Here is a 17,904-nt window from a genome sequence, read left to right as displayed (position 1 = left end):
GCCTTTGCCTGGTGGTGGGTGGGCTCACGGGCCGGGAATCTGTTCTTCGATAAATGAAACTTCTCCGTCGCCGAGCGCGCAGCAGGCAGTGCGTTTTTACGTGGACGCGGTGCCTTACAGGGCTGTATTACAGTGGACTCTAGTCAAAGATACTAGCGCCACCGGCTTCATGGCTTCGCGCCACACGGGCGCATTACGAGCGGGGAAATCCCTGACAGCCATGCTGAAAGGACCCCCATGACACCCCGCATTGCAGTCGCCGCCGTGACCTTCGACCGGCCCAGGGAACTGGCCGTGCTGCTGGATTCCATCAACGCCCAGACCGCCGCGGTGGACACAATCTGCCTGGTGGACAGCGGTACCGTCCCGGCCAGGGATGTCGCCGCAGGACACGCCAATGTTGACTACGTCCGCTCCGAAGCCAACCTCGGCGGGGCGGGTGGATTCGCCCTCGCCGCACTGAAGGCAGTGGCAAGCGGCGCCCGTTGGATCTGGATGATGGACGACGACGCCGAGCCGGCTGATCCCGAATGCCTCGCCACACTGCTGCGCGAGGCCGAGGCACGCGACCTTGAGGCAGTGGTCCCGCTGGTGACAGCGCCTGGCCATCCGGACCGGCTGTCCTTTTTCTTCCGCCTGGACGGCAAGGTCACCCACGACCGTGCAGAGGTGGAGAAACGTGGCTTCCTGCCGAATGACGGGCACTTCTTCAACGGCGCCCTGATCCGCTCCGATGTCTTCTTCAAGGTGGGGCTGCCCGACATGCGCCTCTTCATCCGCGGTGACGAAGTGGACTTCACCATCCGGCTGCGCAAGGCCGGGATCCGGTTCGGAACGGTGACCACCACGGCCATCACCCACCCGCATGCATTTTCAGAGACGCAGCATGTCTTCGGTGCCCGCTGGCACGTCATTGTTCCGGAATCCGCCTTCAAGCGGTACTACTACTACCGGAACCGCGGCTACCTGATCCGCCGTTATTTCCGGGTCCGCTCGCTCGTGGCCGACGTCGGCGGCTACCTGGGCTACTTCCTCCAGCGCCGCGACCTTGCCGGGTTCCTTGGCTGGGCCGCATCGTTCAGCAAGGGCCTTCGGGGCAAGGGCTTTGCGCCGCTGGAGGACCAGAAGTTCTAGCTCCGGACTACAGTTCCGGCGTCACGCCCGGCGCTTCAGCCGCCGGGCGGCAAGGAGCCACAGCAGGACCCACGGCTCGCCGAACACGCGGTACGCCACCCGCTTGGGATGCAGGAGCAGCCGCCAGGCCCACTCCAGCCCAAGCCGGCCCAGCCAGCGGGGGGCGAGTTTCTGGATTCCTGCCAACTGCTCGATGGCGCCGCCCACGGCACAGTAGACGGCGGGCGGCAACGAACGGAGCCTGCGCTGGAGGACTTCCTCCTGCAGCGGCATACCCAGGCCCAGGAGGACCAGCTGCGGCTGCTCGCGGTGAAGCCATGCAACTGCTGCTTCCTCCAGCTCCGTGTCCCAGCCTGCGCCCGGGAAACCACTGACGCGGGCGCCGGGGACTATTGCCTGCAGCCTGCTGACCGCTCCTGCGTTGGCTTCCGCGCCGGCGCCCACCACGGCGATCCGCTCCAGGCCCCGCACCTGGTCCAGTGCCGGAAGCCAGTCCGTCGAACCCAGCCGGTAATCCATGACGGGGCCTTCGGCGTTCCCGGTCCTCCCCCACAGCCAAAGCACGGGGGCGCCGTCAAGGAGCACCACGTCGCTGCGCTCGTACAGGTTCCGGAAGCCGTCGTCGGACAGCGTGAGGGTGACGCTGTGCAGGTTGTGGCCAAGGACGGTCCGGGTGGATCCGTCCTGGATGTAGCGGCTGAGTTCCTCCACCAGCTCGGGCACCCGCAGCGGGGTGGCGTCGACCTCCAGTACGGGAATCTGCTGGCGCTCCAAAATCATCAAGGCTGCGGATTCCGGGCCGGCGTGCCGGAGTCGGGCGTCGCCGGCTCCACTACGGATGACCCTGAGGCGCCGGACGCTTCCGGGGCGGGTACGGACGCCGGTTCCGCAACTACCGGTTCTTCCTCCGCCGGTTCCTCCTCGGCCATGGGAATCTCGCCGAGCCCCAGCACACCGGGAACATGCTCGCGCAGCTGGTCGAGGCTTACGGCGCCGTTGCGCACCACCCGCAGCCGGGGCCCGGTGGCGTCCACAATCGTTGAAGGCACTGCGGCTTCGCCTTCGGCCGGCCGGAAGCCGCCCTCAAGGTAGACCTCCACGGAGTCGGCCAACTGCTCCCGGGCGGCTGCGGCGGTCTGCGCAGGAGCCTGCCCCGTACGGTTGGCGGAGGACACAGCCAGCGGCCCGGTGAGGGTCAACAGCTCCTGGGCGATATCGTCGGCGGGCATCCGCAGCGCAACCGTTCCCTTGGTTTCACCGAGGTCCCAGTCCAGTGACGGCTGGGCATGCAGGATCAGGGTCAGGCCGCCTGGCCAGAACGCTTCGGCAAGCTTCCGGGCGTCCGCCGGGACGTCCGTGGCCAGTCCGTCCAGGGCGTTGATGCGCGGGATCAGCACCGGCGGCGGCATGGTGCGGCTGCGCCCCTTGGATACCAGGAGCATGGTGACAGCCTGCGGCGAAAACGCGTCGGCAGCGATCCCGTAGACCGTATCCGTCGGGAACACCACGCACTTTTTCTCGCTGATGGCACGCTGGGCGTGCTCCAGTCCCAGGGCGCGCTGATCGTCCGTACTGCAGTTATAGGTTGTGGTCACTGGCCTATTCTTTCATTCCGTAAGGTCTGGATCCGCGAGCACGGCGCTGGTGGCGCGCTCCTTGCCGTTGAGGTCCAGGTGCGTCGTAATCCTGCTCCACTTCCCTGCGCGGCCCATCATGGCCGCGATCCAGCCGGCCTGGACCTCCGCATGTTCCATGACGAAGTAGCCTCCCGGGCGCAGCAGCCGGGCAGCGGAGGCCGCTGCCGCCGTCGGAAGTTCCATTCCGTCCGCTCCCCCGCCGTACAGAGCCTCCGGCGGATCATGAAGCGCAACTTCGGGCTCGTTGGGGATGGCCTCGGCAGGGATGTACGGCGGGTTTGAAACCACGACGTCGAACGTTCCGTTGAGCTCCGGCAGTGCGTTGCGCAGGTCCCCCAGCACGAGATTGACGCCCAAGGGGGCGAGGTTTTTCGCCGCCCAGGCGTGGGCGAAGGGGCTGAATTCGACGGCGTGCACCTCGGCACCGGGCACTTCATGCGCGATGGAGCCGGCGATTGCGCCAGACCCGGTTCCCAGATCGACGATCCGGGGTGACGGGATGCCCTTGACATGGTCGATGACCAGCTGGACCACCGATTCCGTCTCGGGCCGGGGAATGAACACGCCCGGCCCTACCGCCAGCTCCAGGTAGCGGAAATGCGCCACTCCGGTGATGTGCTGCAGGGGTATCCGGCCGGCACGCTCCGCCACCAGGTCGGCGTACCCCTCGGGAGCCGGGGAATCACCCAGCATCATGGCGCGCAGCCGCCCCAGGCCGACCTTCAGGAGATGGTCGGCGAGGAGCTCGGCGTCAACGCGCGGACTGGGCACGCCGGCGTCCCGAAGGATGGCAGTGGCCTCACTGATCGCGGCAGCGAGGGACTGGCATGGCCCGATGGTCATCCGTCGGGCTAGTCGCCGATGGCGTCCAGGCGTGCCTGTTCGTCCATCTCGATGGCGGACTGGATGACGGGCTCCAGGTCACCGTTCATGACCTGGTCCAGGTTGTACGCCTTGTAGCCCGTGCGGTGGTCCGCGATGCGGTTTTCCGGGTAGTTGTAGGTGCGGATGCGCTCGGAGCGGTCCATGGTGCGGATCTGGGACTTCCGCTGGGCCGAGTTCTCGGCGTCGATCTGCTCCTGCTGGTGCGCGAGGATGCGGGCCCGCAGGACGCGCATGCCGGCTTCACGGTTCTGCAGCTGCGACTTTTCGTTCTGCATGGCCACCACGATGCCCGTGGGCAGGTGGGTGATGCGGACGGCGGAGTCGGTGGTGTTCACGGACTGACCGCCCGGACCGGACGACCGGTAGACGTCGATTTTCAGGTCGTTCTGGTTGATTTCGAGCTCTTCGGGCTCATCCACCTCCGGCAGGACCAGCACACCGGCCGCGGACGTGTGGATGCGTCCCTGCGACTCCGTGACAGGAACGCGCTGCACACGGTGCACGCCGCCCTCGAACTTGAGCCGCGCGTAGACGCCCTCGGCGGGGTCGTTCGAGCTGCCCTTGACGGCCACCTGGACGTCCTTGTAACCGCCGAGATCGGACTCGGTGGCGGAGATGATTTCGGTCTTCCAGCCACGTGATTCCGCGTAGCGGGTGTACATGCGCAGGAGGTCACCGGCGAACAGCGCGGCCTCATCGCCGCCTTCACCGCCCTTGACCTCAAGGATCACGTTGCGGGCATCGTCAGGGTCACGCGGAATCAGCAGGCGCCGGAGCTTGGCGGCAGCGGCCTCCAGCGAAGCTTCAAGTTCAGGAACCTCGGCAGCGAACTCGGGATCCTCGTCAGCCATCTCCTTGGCGGCAGCGAGGTCATCGCGCAGCGCTTCCCACTTGTGGTAGGCCTCAACAATGCCATTGAGCTGAGCCGACCGCCGCCCCAGCTTCCGGGCAAGCCGCTGGTCAGCATAAACAGCAGGATCCCCCAGCTGCGCCTGGATGGAATCATGCTCATCAAGCAGGCCCTGTACGGACTCAAACATCTATAAACCTCTTTCGACTTGTACAAGTCTAGTAATGCGGCGACCAAGGTGGGGAACCGGGAAGGTGACCCTACTGAGAGGCGTTCGGTTTTGCCGCCCCGGGAGTGGCATCGGGCCTGCCGGAGCTGGGCGGCAAACGATCGAAGATCGGAAGCCGCCCAGCGTAGGGGCGGGGGCGGCAAAACCGAACGACGAAGGCGGGGGCGGAAAACCCCGCGCGGCGAACCACGCGAGGCATCCGCACCCCGCCCTTGAACTCAGCTACTTGTCGTTATCCGACTTCGCACCAAGCGTCGTCTTCTGAACCTGCATGAGGAACTCGACGTTGCTCTGGGTTTCCCGGATCTTGTTGGTCAGCAGTTCAAGGCTCTGCTGGGTCTCGAGTCCGGAGAGGACGCGGCGCAGCTTCCACATGATCTTGACTTCCTCGGCCGAGAGCAGGTTCTCCTCGCGGCGGGTGCCGGACGCGTTGACGTCCACAGCGGGGAATATGCGCTTGTCTGCCAGCTGGCGGGACAGGCGCAGTTCCATGTTGCCGGTGCCCTTGAACTCTTCGAAGATGACCTCGTCCATCTTCGAACCGGTCTCCACGAGGGCCGTTGCCAGGATGGTGAGCGAGCCGCCGTTTTCGATGTTGCGGGCTGCACCGAAGAAGCGCTTGGGCGGGTAGAGGGCTGCGGAGTCCACACCACCGGACAGGATGCGGCCGGAGGCCGGTGCTGCCAGGTTGTAAGCGCGGCCCAGGCGGGTCATGGAATCCAGCAGGACCACCACGTCCATGCCCATTTCCACGAGGCGCTTGGCGCGTTCGATGGAAAGTTCGGCCACGGTGGTGTGGTCATCGGCGGGCCGGTCGAAGGTGGAGGCAATGACCTCACCCTTGACGGTGCGCTGCATGTCCGTGACTTCTTCGGGGCGTTCGTCAACCAGAACCATCATGAGGTGGACCTCAGGATTGTTGGTGGTGATGGCGTTCGCGATGGACTGCAGGATGAGTGTCTTACCGGCCTTGGGCGGGGAGACGATCAGGCCGCGCTGGCCCTTGCCGATGGGAGCCACGAGGTCGATGACGCGGGGGCCGATCTTTTTGGGATCGGTCTCGAGGCGCAGGCGCTCGGACGGGTAGAGCGGAACCAGCTTGGCGAATTCGACGCGGTCCTTGAGGTCTTCGGCGGTCTTGCCGTTGACCGAGGTGACGCGGACCAGCGCGTTGAATTTCTGGCGGTTGGACTGCTGGCTGCGGTCTTCGCCGTCGCGGGGGGCACGGATGGCACCTACGACGGCGTCACCCTTGCGCAGGTTGTACTTCTTGACCTGGGCCAGGGAGACGTAGACGTCGTTCGGGCCCGGGAGGTAGCCGGAGGTGCGGATGAAGGCGTAGTTCTCCAGCACGTCCAGGATGCCGGCAACCGGCAGCAGGACGTCGTCTTCGGTGACCTCGACGTCGTCGACGTCGGGTCCCTGCGCACGGCCGCGACGGCGGTCGTTGCGGTCGCGGAAGCGGTCGTTGCGGGAGCTGTTGTCCCGGTCCTGCCCGCCCGAACGGTCATTGCGGTCGTTCCGGTCGCGGCGGTTGCGGCGGTTCCGGCGGCTGCCGCCGTCCGTATCGTCGCCGTCGCGGGTGTCGTCGCGGCGGTTGCCTTCGCGCTGGCCTGCCTCACGGCTGCCGGCGTTGTCACGCCCGCCGTCGGAGTCGCGGGCTGCGCTGTCCCGGCCACCGCGGGTGCGGCCTTCGCGGCGGTCGGTGCGCTGGCCGGCGTCGACCGTGTCAGCGGCAGGCGCTTCGGAGCGCTGTTCCGTGGAGCGCTGTTCGGTAACAGCCTGTTCCGGTGCGGGCTGTTCCGCCGGGGCCTCAACAGGTGCTTCTTGGACTGTGGCGGCTGCTTCGCTGCGGCGGCGGTTGCGGGTGCGCGGCTGGCGGCGCTCTGCGGCGCCTTCCGTTTCCGTGGCTTCGGCAACGGCAGGAAGTTCCACCTGGGTGGGGGCGGCCGGAGCCTCGGCGGCTTCGCCGGCGGCAGGAGCTACAACGCCGTCGCTGACAGCCCGGCGGCTGCGGCCACGGCCACGTGCACGGGTTGCTTCAGCAGGAGCCTCCGCAGTTTCGGGTGCAGCAACGGCAGGAGCGGTGACAGCCGGAGCAGCCACGCTCTCGGTAGCCTTTTCCGCCTTCCGGGCCGGAGCCTTGGTGGTGGGAGTGCCGGCGCGATGGGCGGAAATGGCCGAAACCAGGTCTCCCTTGCGCATGCGCGAACCGCCCGAAATCCCCAGCTGGCTGGCAAGAGCCTGCAGCTGGGCGAGCTTCAGGCCGGCCAGGCCGCTGCTCTTGGCGGGTGCTGCCGGTGATTCGGCAGCAGAAGTTGATAGTTCCACAGCTGGCGACAGCTCAGTGGTTTCGGTCACGAAGGATCCTTCCCCCTCGACGGCGTCCAGACTGGGAGCTGGACGCGATGATTTGATCTGGGCTGCAGTTCAGATCTGCAGCCGGATTTCGGCCTTGCCGGTTGGATATCGGCCAGCAGGGCCGGATACTGATTCACCTTCCGCTCCGCCCATGGCGGAACGCCGGACTGACGCTTTAGGGGCAGTTGGATGCTGCAGATTCCTGCGACAGACCAAGCAGGCGGCACCGGAATACATTCGCAGTAGGAGATCAAAGAGCAAGTGAATGCAGGACCAGATCAGATAGGCGGAATTACCGCCGGTGCAAGTCCACCTTAGCACCTTCAACGTCCACTGCCAGCTTCAGAACACGCCAGGCCACATCAGGCGTGTTGGCGGAGGTGAACGCCTCGATGAATCCCAGTGCATCTGAGGCTTCCGCTTCGCCGTTGGCCAGGACCAGGACGGTGGGTCCGGCGCCGGAAACCACTGCCGCGTGCCCCGCCGTGCGCAGGGCGGCGATCAGCGCTGCGCTCGGCTGCATCGCCTCCGCCCGGTAGCTCTGGTGCAGGTAGTCTTCGGTGCCGGCAAGCAGGAATTCCGGTTTCTGCGTCAACGCGTGGATCAGCAGCGCCGCCCGCCCGGAGTTCATGGCTGCGGCGTGATGTCCCACCGAGGCCGGGAGCAGAGAACGGGCCGCTTCGGTGGAGAGCTCGAAATCCGGAACAGCCACGATGGGGATGACCGGGTCCGCGACCGTGGCGCTGGTGCTGCTGTACTGGTCACTGTCCTGCCACGACAGCGCCAGTCCGCCGAAAATTGCCGGTGCGACGTTGTCCGGGTGCCCTTCCAGCTCGCTGGTGAGCTGCAGGATCCATTCCTGTCCGCGCTGGTGTTCTGCCGGCACCATCGCGTTAGCGGCCGATACGGCCGCCACCACTGCCGAGGCGGACGAGCCCAGGCCCCGTCCGTGCGGGTTGACGTTGTCAGCCGTCACCTTGAGGCCGGCGTGCCGGAATCCCAGGCGCTCAAAGGCGGCGTCCATGGCCCGGATCACCAGGTGGCTGGCGTCCCGCGGCAAAGTCTCCGCACCTTCGCCGCGGAGATCGAACAGGAGCTCGTCCGTGTCCAGGCTTTCCACGGTCAGGGTGTCGTGCATGGCCAGGGCGAGCCCCAGGCTGTCATAGCCGGGGCCAAGGTTGGCCGTGGTGGCCGGAACCCGGACCGTGACCCGCTGGCCGGCCTCGATGAGTTGCAGTCCGACGGTGGCCTGCGAGGTGGTGTCCAAGGTTATTTTTCTTCCAGTCCCAGTTCAGCAGCAACGGTGACAACGTCGTTGGAAACCTTGACCGGCTGCACGTCGCTTCCATCCTCGGTGCGCAGGGCCCACTGGGGGTCCTTGAGGCCGTGGCCGGTGACGGTGATGACGATGGTTTTGCCCGAGGGAACCTCGCCTGCAGCGTGCTTTTTGAGCAGGCCCGCGACGCCGGCGGCAGAGCCGGGCTCCACGAAGACGCCTTCGCGGGAGGACAGCCAGCGGTGTGCGTTGAGGATTTCCTCGTCGGTGACGGCGTCGATCAGCCCGCCGGATTCGTCGCGGGCGCCGATGGCGCCATCCCAGGAAGCGGGGTTGCCGATACGGATGGCCGTGGCGATGGTGTCAGGTTCGGTGATGGGGTGGCCTGCGACAAAGGGCGCGGCACCCGCTGCCTGGAAGCCCCACATGGCGGGCGTCTTGGTGGAAACCGCGGGAAGCGTGCCGGCCGTCGCGGACTCGAACGGCGCGGAGTACTCCTTGTAGCCCTTCCAGTAAGCGGTGATGTTGCCGGCGTTGCCCACCGGAAGCACGTGGATGTCAGGAGCATCGCCCAGCGCGTCCACGATCTCGAAAGCGCCGGTTTTCTGCCCCTGGATGCGGGCGGGGTTGACGGAGTTCACCAGGAAAACCGGGTAGGACTCCCCCAGCTTCCGGGCGATGTCGAGGCAGTTGTCGAAGTTGCCGTCGACCTGCAGGAGCGTGGCGCCGTGCGCGATGGCCTGGCTGAGCTTGCCCATGGAGATCTTGCCTTCGGGCACCAGGACGGCGCACTTCAGGCCCGCCGCGGTGGCGTAGGCAGCAGCGGAGGCGGAGGTGTTGCCGGTGGAGGCGCAGACAACGGCCTTGGCACCGGACTCGACGGCGGCCGTCATGGCCATGGTCATGCCGCGGTCCTTGAAGGAGCCGGTGGGGTTCATGCCCTCCACCTTGAGGTAAACCTCGGAACCGGTGAGTTCGGAGAGCTTCTGCGCGTGCACCAGCGGGGTGCCGCCCTCGCCCAGGGTGATGACCCGGGTGGATTCCGTCACGGGCAAACGGTCAGCGTATTCGCGGATAACGCCGCGCCATTGGTGAGCCACTTAGACTCCTTCTACCCGCAGAACGGATGTAACTGAATTGATGACGTCCAGGCCCTTCACGGCCTCAACGGTGGCCGCGAGGGCAGCCTCTGACGCGCGGTGGGTAACGATCCGCAGTTCCGCGGATTCCACGTTGGACTCCGCGTCGCGGTGGATGGTCTGCCGCATGATTTCGATGGAGACGCCGTTTTCGGCAAAGATCTGCGCGATCGTGGCCAGGACGCCGGGCTGGTCGGCAACATCCAGGCCGATGTAGTAGCTGGTGACGGCAGCTTCGATGGGCAGCGCCGGAACATGCCCGGTGGTGGTCTCGGTGCGCTGCGGTCCGCCGAGGACCAGACGCCGCGCCGCGGAGACGAGGTCGCCTAACACCGCGGACGCGGTGGGGGTACCGCCTGCACCTTGGCCATAGAACATCAGCTCGCCCGCATTCTCCGCCTCGATGAAGACGGCGTTGAACGCGCCGCGGACGGCGGCCAGCGGGTGTTCGCGGGGCAGGAGCGTGGGGTGGACACGGACGGACACGCCCTCGTTGCCGTCGGCATCCGTGAGCTTCTCGGCGATTGCCAGGAGCTTGATGACGAAGCCGGCGTCCTTGGCCGCGGCGATGTCCGCGGCGCTGACCTTGGTGATGCCTTCGCAGTGGACGTTTTCCAGGGCGAACCGGGTGTGGAAGGACAGCGTGGCCAGGATGGCGGCCTTGGCCGCGGCGTCGTGGCCTTCGACGTCGGCCGTGGGGTCCGCTTCCGCGTAGCCGAGGCGCTGGGCCTCCGCCAGGGCGTCGGCGAACTGGGCGCCGGTGGAATCCATCTGGTCCAGGATGAAGTTGGTGGTTCCGTTGACGATGCCCAGCACGCGGGTGATCCGGTCTCCGGAAAGGCTGTCCCGGATGGGGCGCAGGATGGGGATGGCGCCGGCAACGGCAGCTTCGTAGGAGAGCTGCACGCCGGCCTTGTCGGCTTCCTCGTAGAGGGTGGGGCCGTCCTGGGCCAGCAGGGCCTTGTTGCCGGTGACCACGCAGGCGCCGTTGCTCAGCGCGGAAAGGATGAGCGTGCGGGCAGGCTCGATGCCGCCCATCAGCTCGATCACCAGATCCGCGTCCTTGACCAGGGTCTCGGCGTCGGTGGTGAACAGGTCCTGCGGCAGCTCAACGTCCCGCTTGGAATTCACGTTGCGCACGGCGATGCCGCTGAGCTGGAGGCGGGCTCCGGTGCGGGCGGCAAGGGCGTCGGCGTCCTCAATGAGAATCCGCGCAACCTGGGCCCCAACGTTGCCACAGCCCAGCAGGGCCACTTTCAGGGTTCGCAATTCTGTCATTCAGACTCCCATGTCGCGGTTCAGCAGATCTTCTTCGGTTTCCCCGCGGACAATCAGCCGGGCAGATCCGTCGCGCACCGCGACAACGCCCGGCCGGGCCAGATAGTTGTAGTTGCTCGAGAGGGCCCAGCAGTAGGCGCCGGTCCCCGGTACAGCAAGCAGATCACCGGCTGCCACGTCCTCGGGCAGATATACATCTCTAACAACTATGTCGCCGCTCTCGCAATGTTTGCCCACCACGCGGGACAGCTGCGGGGCCGCGGCTGACGTGCGGGACGCCAGAATTGCCGAGTAATCCGCGTCGTAGAGCACCGGGCGGGCGTTGTCGCTCATCCCGCCGTCCACTGAAACATAGCGGCGCGGATACGTAACGTTGTTACCGTCCTCACGTCCGCCGGAAGCGGCCGGCGCGTCGACGCGCACGGTCTTCAGCGTGCCCACCTCATACAGCGTGAAGGTGGTGCTGCCCACGATGGCACGTCCGGGTTCAATGGAGATCCGCGGCGACTCAATGCCCAGCTCAGCGCAGGTTGAACGCACGACGGCGGCCATCGCCGTCGCGATGTCAGCGGCAGGGCGGGGGGTGTCCACCGGGGTGTAGGCGATCCCGTAGCCGCCGCCGAGGTCGAGCTCCGGCATCACGATGGAGTACCTTTCCTGCATCGCAGCGAGGAAACGGAGCAGCTTCTCCGCAGCCAGCGCAAAGCCGTCCGGTTCAAAGATCTGGGAGCCGATGTGGCAGTGCAGGCCCAGGAGGTCGATGCCGGGATGCGCCGATGCCGCCGCCACCGCTTCTTCGGCCGCCGACAGGCCGGCCTGCTCGGTGGTGTCGGCCGCCATGGAGAGTCCGAATTTCTGGTCCTCGTGGGCGGTGGCGATGAATTCGTGGGTGTGGGCGTGGACGCCCGGGGTGAGGCGCAGCATGACCTTCGCCTGCTCACCGCGGGACTGGGCGATGTCACCCACCCGGACGAGCTCGGACAGGCTGTCCACCACGATCCGGCCCAGGCCCATGTCGAGCGCACGGTTGAGTTCGGCGTCGGACTTGTTGTTTCCGTGCAGCGCCACCCGCTCCCCCGCGATGCCGGCGCGGGCGGCAACAGCCAGCTCGCCGCCGGAGGCGGTGTCCAGGCAGAGCCCTTCCTCCTCCACCCACTTCACCACGGCACTGCACAGGAAGGATTTTCCGGCGTAGTAGACATCCACGCCGCCGCAGATGTCAGCGAAGGCAGCGTCGAAGGAATCCTTGAAGGCGCGCGCCCGGGCGCGGAAGTCGGCCTCGTCCATGACGAACAGGGGCGTGCCGAACTGCTGCTTCAGCTCGGACACTGACCGCCCGCCGACAGTGAGTTCGCCGAGGCCGTTGCGCTGCACGCTTCCTGCCCACATCGGCTCCTGCAGGGCATTCAGGTCAGCAGGAACTGCCAGCCACTCCGGCGCCAGCGGGGATGCGGTGTTTCCGGTCTGCACAGACATTGCCGTCACATCCGTTCCGGCGCCGAAACGCCAAGCAGGTCGAGGCCATTGGCGAGTACCTGGCTGGTGGCATCGTTGAGCCACAGCCGGGTGCGGTTGACGTCGGTCACCTCTTCATCGCCCATGGGCGCGATGCGGCAGGCGTCATACCAGCGGTGGTAGGCGCCGGCGATGACTTCGAGGTGGCGGGCCACGCGGTGCGGTTCGCGCAGCTCCGCAGCCTTGGCGACGATCGAGGGGTAGCTGCCCAGGTGGGAGAGCAGCTCGTTCTCCGTGGCGTGGTCCAGCTGGGACGCGTCGAAGGCAGAACGGTCCACTCCGGCGGCCACGGCGTTGCGGGCTGCACCGCGCGAACGGGCATGGGCGTACTGCACATAGAACACAGGGTTCTCGTTGCTGTGCTTCTTGAGCAGCTCCGGATCAAGGGTGAGCGGCGAGTCGGCCGGGAACCGGGCCAGGGAGTAGCGGACGGCGTCCTTGCCCAGCCAGTCGATCAGGTCCTTGAGCTCAATGATGTTTCCGGCGCGCTTGGACAGTTTGGCCCCGTTGACGGACACCAGCTGGCCGATCAGCACTTCGATGTTCTTCTCGGGATCGTCCCCGGCACAGGCGGCGATGGCCTTCAGCCGGTTGATGTAGCCGTGGTGGTCGGCGCCGAGCAGGTAGATCTTCTCGGTGAAACCGCGGTCCTTTTTGGACAGGTAGTAGGCAGCGTCCGCGGCGAAATAGGTGGGCTCGCCGTTGGCGCGGATCATCACGCGGTCCTTGTCGTCCCCAAAGTCCGTGGTCCGCAGCCAGACGGCGCCGCCGTCGTCGAACACGTGGCCCTGCTCGCGAAGGCGCGCAACGGCACTTTCAATCGCGCCGGCGTCGTGCAGTTCCTGCTCGGAGAAGAAGACGTCGAACTCGACGCCGAAGTCCGCAAGCGTGGCCTTGATGTCCTTCATCTGTGCCTTGTAGGCGGCGGAGCGGATCACCGGGAGCGCGGCAACTTCGGTGAGTTCGCGGATGTCCGGGTGCTCGGTGAGGACTTCGTGGCCCAGGTCCGCGATGTACTGGCCCGGGTAGCCACCCTCCGGTACCGGGCGGCCGTGCAGTCGGGAGTAGACGGAGTTGGCGAAGACGTTCATCTGGGAGCCGGCGTCGTTGATGTAGTACTCAGCCGTGACATCCGCACCGGAGGCGCGCAGCACGCGGGCAATGGAGTCGCCAAGGGCGGCCCAGCGGGTGTGCCCGATGTGGAGGGGCCCGGTGGGGTTCGCGGAGACGAATTCCATGTTCACGGTGTGGCCGGCGAGCGCGGAGTTGGTTCCGTACTGGGTGCCAGCTTCGACGATCATCCGGGCGAGGGCACCGGCGGCGGCGGCGTCAACGGTGATGTTGAGGAAGCCGGGTCCGGCGATTTCCACCCCGGCAACGCCGTCGATGGCCTTCAGGCGCGTGCTCAGGACGGTTGCGAATTCGCGCGGGTTGGTGCCCGCCTGCTTGGCCAGCTGCAGCGCGATATTCGTGGCCCAGTCGCCGTGGTCCCGGTTCTTGGGCCGCTCCACGCGTACCTCATCAGGCAGAGCTGATGCTGAAAGGGCAATGTCACCGGTGGCGACGGCGTCTTTCAGGCAGGCGGATATGGCGAGGGAGAGTTCTTCGGGAGTCACCCCTCTAGACTACCGGGGGCCGCTGACAGCAAAGAATTGGGACTGGTCCGGCGACCTAGGCATTCCACAGGGAATCCACAAGCCAGCTACAAGTTGAACCAATACGCTGGTTTCAGCGTTGACTCCAGCGTAAGCACCGTCCCGAACACTTAACCGAAATGAGAGCCTTTTTATGAGACCGTCAGTCCGCAAGAGTGTTTACGCCGGCATCGCCGGCCTGTCCCTCGCCGGAACCGTGGCCGGCTGCGCGCCGTCCGCTACTGAAAGCGTCCCCGTGTCCACCGGTGGCGCCACGTCGGAAACCGCGGCGGCCACGCCGTCGGCGGCCGCGTCTTCCCTGGCCGGCAGCGGCTCCAGCTACAAGGACGGAACCTACAGCGCCGACGGGAACTATGTTTCCCCCAACGGAACCGAAACGGTGGGAGTGCAGCTGACTCTTGCTTCGGGCACTGTGACGGACGTCCAGATCACCCAGCACCCCTCCAACCCCAACACCCGCAAGTTCCAGGGCGAGTTTGCCGGCGGCATCGCCTCCCAGGTGGTGGGCAAGAGCATTGACGAGCTCAAGGTCTCCAAGGTTGCCGGTTCATCCCTTACCAGCGGAGGCTTCAACCAGGCAGTGGAACAGATCAAGTCGGAGGCGCAGTAGGCGGTGCCGGGCGGGAACTGGCAGGACTTCGTGTTCGACGGGATTGGCACGCGTTGGGAAATCTCAACACCGCTCCCGCTCGGACCGTTCCTGCGGGCACGCCTCCTGGCCAGGGTGGAAAAGTTCGACGCCGACTGGTCCCGTTTCCGGAGCGATTCCTTAGTGACCGCGATGGCCCGGGAACCTGGCCGCTATGACTTCCCTGCGGAAGCGGACCAGCTCGGAGAGCTCTACCGGACGCTGTACCGGCTGTCCGGTGGTGCGATGACGCCGCTGATCGGAGCCAGCCTGGAACGCCTGGGCTACGACGCGGACTATTCGCTTCGGCCTGCCGGTACCGCCTTGCCGGCGCCGGCCTGGGACACCGTTCTGGACTGGACCGAAACTGCCATCACGGCCCACGCTCCCGTTGTGCTGGACATTGGCGCTGCCGGCAAGGGCTTGCTGGTGGACCTGCTCGCTGCTGAATTGGCGGCCGACGGCGTCGACTCATATGTCATCGACGCAAGCGGGGACCTTCTGGCGCACGGCGTGGGGGCGATGCAGGTGGGTTTGGAACACCCGTACAACCCTGAGCAGGCGATCGGAATTGTCCAACTCGAAAGCCGTTCGCTGTGCGCTTCGGCGGCAAACCGCCGCGTCTGGGGCGACGGACTGCACCACGTGCTGGACGGGATGACCGGACAGCCCGTCCGGACCGCCGTCGCGACCTGGGCAATGGCGGACACTGCCGTACTGGCCGACGCGCTGGCAACGGCGCTCTTCTTCGTACCCGGGTCAGAGCTCCAGGAGACGTTCCCGTTCTCGTGGCTGACGGTGTTTTCCGATGGAAGTGCCGCCTATTCGGAAGAATTTGAAGGGACACTGTTCACATGAGCCCTGTTGAAACGCCGAAGACCGGTCCGGCTCCCTCCGTCGCAGGCCGCCTGGACACCATGCTTGGCCGGTTCACGATGTACCGGCTCATCCTGCTGGTCCTCGCAGCCCTGGCCGCCTACAGCCTGCTGTTGGATGTCCTCGGCTGGCTGACGTTCGGGATCCCCGAGATGCTGGCACACCTGGTGCTCTGCCTTGGCCTGACATACGCCTCCAACCGTGTACTGGCGGCGCTTTTCCGGGTGCGTCCGCATTCGGAGTCCTCGCTGATCACCGGGCTGCTGCTCTATTTCCTGTTCTGGCCCTCGTTTCAGGCTCTGGACGTGGCCGGTGTGGCGCTGGCGTGTGTGCTGGCGTCGGCGTCGAAATATGCGCTTGCCTGGCGCGGCCGGCACATCTTCAATCCTGCAGCCGCCGGCGCCTTTGTTGCCGGCCTTACGGGACTGAACATTGCCACGTGGTGGGCGGCCACCCCGGCAATGCTGTGGCTGCTGGTTCCGGGCGTGCTCCTGGTCCTGTACCGGACCCGGAAATTCCTGATGGCCTCGGTGTTTACCCTTGTTGCCACATCCATCATCACCGTGGAGCTTCTCCGCGCGGGGATGACGGCGGGCATGGGCATTTACCAGGCGCTGGCCCAGCGGCCGCTGCTCTTCTTTGTAGGTTTCATGCTCACGGAACCCCTGACATTGCCGCCGCGCCGGTGGCAGCAACTGGCGCTGGCAACCGTGGTGGGGGTGGTGTTTGCGGTGCCCTACAACCTGGGTTTTATCGCCAACTCGCCCGAGGCAGCCCTGCTGCTGGGCAATCTCCTGGCTTTCCTGGTGGGCCAGCGCGGGGGCGTGAAGCTGCGGTTTGCAGGCAGCCGCCAACTGACCCCCAGCACCACCGAGTTCTCGTTCGAGCCGGCCAGGGCCGTGCGGTTCCTTCCGGGCCAGTACATGGAGCTGGACCTGCCGCACGCGAAGTCTGACGGGAAAGGCCGACGCCGGGTGTTTAGCCTGACTGGTTCGCCTACGGAACGCCTTGTGAAGTTTGGTGTGCGGACCGCCGAGCCGCTGTCCGCCGCAAAAAAAGTGCTCCTCGCCCTGAAGCCTGGCGACGAGCTGGCCGCCACGTCCGTGGGCGGCGATTTCATCCTGCCCGGCGACCCCAACAAGCCTGTCCTGCTCATCGCGGCCGGAATCGGCATCACTCCCTTCCTCTCCCATCTGGCGTCCGGCCAGTTGCGGGAGCGCGACGCTGTAATGCTTCTTCTGGCCAGGAGCGCCGACGAGGTGGCCTACGCGGACGAACTAAGGGCCTCCGGCGTCCGGGTCCTGGTTCATCTCGCGGACGGTTCAGAGCCACCGGCTGGAATGGCCGCCGTTTCGGGACATGGCGCACGACTGGACGGGGAGACGTTGGCTCAGCTTGTGCCGGACATCGCCGCCCGGGACGTTTATGTTTCCGGTTCGCCCGCCAGTGTCGCGTCGCTTCGCCGTGCGGCGCGGAAAGCGGGGGCCCGGCGGGTGCATGTGGACTCGTTTTCCGGCTACTAATTACCCCCGGATATGGCTCCAGGCCCGGCGGGGACGCGCCAATTTTCGCTTGCAGGCCACCTTACTGCTAAGCTCTAGGACGTCCCGCCAGCAACGGCAGGAACCCCGGATTGCCCTCGTAGCTCAGGGGATAGAGCGTCTGCCTCCGGAGCAGAAGGTCGTAGGTTCGAATCCTATCGAGGGCACCATGTGAAGCACCCCGGTCTGTTGACCGGGGTGTTTTCCTTTTGCCCCTGGCTAAACCCAACCGTATTGCCTTATCCAGCTGGCTTCGGGCTCAGTTCTGCCCGTTAGGCGTCACACGTCTCGAATGCCAACGAGAGGTGCCAGTCGGGGTCCGGGTCCCGTGGCAGCCAGACGTCCGGAACCCCTGGGTCTTCAGGCACGTCCCGGTCGTCCGGCAGATCAAGCAGTGCCAAGTCTTCAGGCAGATCAAACCATCCTGGGGGCTGCACATCCTCTGGCAGCTCAAGCCAACCCGGCAAACCCGGGTCTTCAAGCAGCTCCAGATCCTCAAGCACGACCAACTCGCACAAACGGTCCCCGGGCAGCACGGCAGGCTCGGACTGACTGTCAGCCAACCCCGCAGGCCACTGGGGTGGTTGCCAGTAGGGTTGTTCGCTGTGATATGTGCGGCCGGTGGGTGAGGTCCAGCCGGGCGGCTCGTTTTTGGTGGCCGGTGTGGGGGTCCAGGCGCTGTTGTGCTTGAGCCGGTGGTGCTTGGGGCAGAGCTGTGCCAGGTTGCTGATTCCGGTGGTTCCGCCGTGTTGCCATGCTGTGAGGTGGTCTGCTTCGTTGTCCAGGGTGTGGTTGTTGCAGCCGGGGAAGGTGCATCTGCCATCTCTGAGGCGGAGTGCCTGTTTCATGGCTTTCGTGAGCCGGTAGCTGGTGCGGCCGATCTCCAAAGGCGTTCCGTCC

The 17,904-nt window shown here is 66.0% G+C and carries 15 protein-coding genes and 1 tRNA gene; 5 read left to right on the top strand and 11 right to left on the bottom strand.

What is annotated here, in order from left to right; all coding sequences use genetic code 11:
• The first annotated feature begins 237 nt into the window (after positions 1 to 237).
• A complete protein-coding gene (locus DXK94_RS14140) occupies positions 238 to 1,134 on the top strand; it encodes a glycosyltransferase (protein WP_079597668.1) in 897 nt (298 codons plus the stop codon).
• Positions 1,135 to 1,155: 21 nt separating this feature from the next.
• Here DXK94_RS14140 and DXK94_RS14135 read toward each other — a convergent pair whose 3' ends face one another.
• The 10 genes from DXK94_RS14135 to argS form a co-directional block, all read right to left on the bottom strand.
• Complete coding sequence (locus DXK94_RS14135) at positions 1,156 to 1,914, bottom strand: WecB/TagA/CpsF family glycosyltransferase (protein ID WP_115525466.1); 759 nt, start codon at positions 1,912 to 1,914, stop codon at positions 1,156 to 1,158.
• Positions 1,914 to 2,729 carry an L-threonylcarbamoyladenylate synthase gene (locus tag DXK94_RS14130; RefSeq protein WP_115525465.1) on the bottom strand — a complete coding sequence of 272 codons (816 nt, stop codon included), beginning with the start codon at positions 2,727 to 2,729 and terminating at the stop codon, positions 1,914 to 1,916. The genes DXK94_RS14135 and DXK94_RS14130 overlap by 1 nt, the downstream gene beginning before the upstream one ends.
• A 12-nt stretch (positions 2,730 to 2,741) precedes the next feature.
• Positions 2,742 to 3,614, bottom strand: a complete 873-nt coding sequence (gene prmC / locus DXK94_RS14125; protein ID WP_115525464.1) for a peptide chain release factor N(5)-glutamine methyltransferase — start codon at positions 3,612 to 3,614, stop codon at positions 2,742 to 2,744.
• Between the two features lie 8 nt (positions 3,615 to 3,622).
• Positions 3,623 to 4,696: a peptide chain release factor 1 gene (gene prfA / locus DXK94_RS14120; protein ID WP_079597664.1), complete on the bottom strand. Its 1,074-nt coding sequence runs from the start codon at positions 4,694 to 4,696 to the stop codon at positions 3,623 to 3,625.
• 261 nt (positions 4,697 to 4,957) lie between these two features.
• Positions 4,958 to 7,096, bottom strand: coding sequence for a transcription termination factor Rho (gene rho / locus DXK94_RS14115; protein WP_115525463.1), 2,139 nt, complete (start codon positions 7,094 to 7,096; stop codon positions 4,958 to 4,960).
• 292 nt (positions 7,097 to 7,388) lie between these two features.
• Entirely contained in the window at positions 7,389 to 8,363 is a 975-nt protein-coding gene (thrB, locus tag DXK94_RS14110; protein ID WP_115525462.1) for a homoserine kinase, read from the bottom strand.
• A 2-nt stretch (positions 8,364 to 8,365) separates the two neighbouring features.
• On the bottom strand, positions 8,366 to 9,472 hold the full coding sequence (gene thrC, locus DXK94_RS14105; RefSeq protein ID WP_079597661.1) for a threonine synthase: 1,107 nt from the start codon (positions 9,470 to 9,472) through the stop codon (positions 8,366 to 8,368).
• Complete coding sequence (locus DXK94_RS14100) at positions 9,473 to 10,789, bottom strand: homoserine dehydrogenase (RefSeq protein WP_115525461.1); 1,317 nt, start codon at positions 10,787 to 10,789, stop codon at positions 9,473 to 9,475.
• Positions 10,790 to 12,265: a diaminopimelate decarboxylase gene (lysA, locus tag DXK94_RS14095; protein WP_115525460.1), complete on the bottom strand. Its 1,476-nt coding sequence runs from the start codon at positions 12,263 to 12,265 to the stop codon at positions 10,790 to 10,792.
• 5 nt (positions 12,266 to 12,270) lie between these two features.
• Positions 12,271 to 13,920 carry an arginine--tRNA ligase gene (gene argS, locus DXK94_RS14090; protein ID WP_115525459.1) on the bottom strand — a complete coding sequence of 550 codons (1,650 nt, stop codon included), beginning with the start codon at positions 13,918 to 13,920 and terminating at the stop codon, positions 12,271 to 12,273.
• A gap of 172 nt (positions 13,921 to 14,092) precedes the next feature.
• On the opposite strand from argS, the gene DXK94_RS14085 reads away from it, so the two are divergent.
• From DXK94_RS14085 to DXK94_RS14070, 4 genes are all read left to right on the top strand, one after another.
• Positions 14,093 to 14,569, top strand: coding sequence for an FMN-binding protein (locus DXK94_RS14085; protein WP_115525458.1), 477 nt, complete (start codon positions 14,093 to 14,095; stop codon positions 14,567 to 14,569).
• A gap of 3 nt (positions 14,570 to 14,572) precedes the next feature.
• The gene (locus DXK94_RS14080) at positions 14,573 to 15,445 is read left to right on the top strand and encodes an FAD:protein FMN transferase (protein WP_115525457.1); all 873 of its coding nucleotides are present in this window, start codon (positions 14,573 to 14,575) and stop codon (positions 15,443 to 15,445) included.
• On the top strand, positions 15,442 to 16,986 hold the full coding sequence (locus DXK94_RS14075; protein WP_115525456.1) for a ferredoxin--NADP reductase: 1,545 nt from the start codon (positions 15,442 to 15,444) through the stop codon (positions 16,984 to 16,986). Before DXK94_RS14080 ends, DXK94_RS14075 begins: the two co-directional genes overlap by 4 nt.
• A gap of 112 nt (positions 16,987 to 17,098) precedes the next feature.
• Positions 17,099 to 17,174, top strand: a tRNA-Arg gene (locus DXK94_RS14070).
• 102 nt (positions 17,175 to 17,276) lie between these two features.
• Here the strand turns inward: DXK94_RS14070 and DXK94_RS21700 are convergent.
• On the bottom strand, positions 17,277 to 17,904 hold a 628-nt coding region (locus DXK94_RS21700; protein ID WP_258868557.1), incomplete at its 5' end, for an HNH endonuclease signature motif containing protein.

Origin of the sequence: Arthrobacter sp. RT-1 (assembly GCF_003367205.1) — a bacterium.
In the GTDB taxonomy this organism is placed as follows: domain Bacteria; phylum Actinomycetota; class Actinomycetes; order Actinomycetales; family Micrococcaceae; genus Arthrobacter.
This window is presented reverse-complemented; position numbering and strand designations above follow the sequence as displayed.